Source organism: Arsenophonus endosymbiont of Bemisia tabaci Q2 (assembly GCF_902713415.1).
Lineage (GTDB): Bacteria > Pseudomonadota > Gammaproteobacteria > Enterobacterales > Enterobacteriaceae > Arsenophonus.
The window spans coordinates 1-1,685 of sequence record NZ_CACTIE010000277.1; the positions used below are offsets into that span (position 1 = coordinate 1).

The 1,685-nt window shown below is 42.8% G+C and carries 1 pseudogene; it reads right to left on the bottom strand.

What is annotated here, in order from left to right:
• Positions 1-94: 94 nt before the first annotated feature.
• Positions 95-1,577, bottom strand: a pseudogene (locus tag ARSQ2_RS11210) (DNA translocase FtsK); the annotation flags it as partial.
• Positions 1,578-1,685 lie beyond the last annotated feature (108 nt).

Genomic DNA, 1,685 nt, shown 5'->3' on the forward strand with positions numbered 1-1,685 from the left:
AGCGTCTTAATTTTGATTACAAAATATATGTTTTTCTCCAATATAAATTTACTGATATAGAGTCATTACTTGTAATCATTTTAAAGTCGCCCAGCTATAAGACTTCGCGATTACTATTGTGGCCTGGTTCACTAACGATCCCTTGCGCTTCCATCTGTTCAACAATCCTTGCGGCACGCTTATAACCAATGGGGAACTGTCGTTGAATGCCAGATATTGAGACGCGTTGCTTTTCCGTCACAAATTCAACCGCTTGATCAAATAGTGGATCAAGCTCTTCATCACCATCATAACCATTACCACTCTCACCCTCATCGCAAGCCTTAGTAATGTTATCAATATACTCGGGCTTACCTCTAGCTTTCCAATCTTTAACCACATCATGCACTTCCTGATCGCAAACAAACGCGCCATGGACACGAATTGGAATAGAGGAGTTAGGCGGTAAGTAAAGCATATCGCCCATGCCTAATAAAGATTCAGCGCCACCTTGATCAAGGATGGTGGGAGAATCTATCTTGCTTGATACAGTAAACGCAATCCGAGAGTCGGTATATTCGCCTTAATTAAGCCGGTAATAATATCAACCGATGGCCTTTGCGTCCCCAAAACAAGGTGAATACGGGCTGCCCGCGCTTTTTGTGCCAAACGCGCAATTAGCTCTTCAACTTTCTTGCCAGCGGTCATCATGAGATCGGAAAATTTATCAACCATAACAAAAATATAAGGCTCTTTTTTTAGTACCGGATGATTACTATCCATGCTATCACCTGGCTTCCAAAATGGATCAGGTATCGGGCGCCCCATACGTTCAGCAGCATTAATTTTATCGTTATAGCCCACTAAATTTCTTACCCCTAAAGCAGACATTAGCTTATAACGACGTTCCATTTCATTAACACACCAACGCAGTACATTAGCTGCATCTTTCATGTCGGTGACAACTTCGGTCAGGAAATGAGGAATTCCTTCATAAATGGAGAGTTCCAACATCTTAGGATCGATCATGATAAAACGAACATCCTCAGGCTTTGCTTTATACAAAATACTGAGGATCATTGCGTTAACCCCAACCGATTTACCCGAACCAGTGGTACCGGAAACCAACAAATGGGCATTTTTTCTAAATCGGCGATAACCGGTTCACTTTCAATATCTTTACCTAACACAATGGTTAATGGTGAGGGGTTGCGGCGAAATTTATCACAATCAAGCACTTCGCGTAGATAAACCGTCTGACGCTTTCTATTGGGCAATTCTAACCCTACATAAGGTTTACCCGGTATCACCTCAACAATACGTACGGCGGTTGCTGATAAGGAACGGGCTAAGTCCCTTGATAAATTAGAAATATGTGCCGCCTTCACGCCAGGAGCTAACTCCAATTCAAAGCGGGTAATAACCGGCCCTGGAGAAAAACCAACGACTTCCGCTTTTACCCGATAATCGCTTAAACGCGCTTCAATTAAACGGGATGTTTGCTCCAGTGCAAACATATCAACCGGCTCATTTTGGGTGGGTGGACTGGCAAGTAGGTCTAATGATGGCATCGGTGTCGTGAGTTTTGGTAATGGTTGATCACTACGTATAGCTAAGCGACTTAATTTTGATTACACCATATTGAGTGCGAACAAAATATCTGTGTCGCATCCGAGCGCTCTTTTTTTGCATTTAGCTTGTGCCCA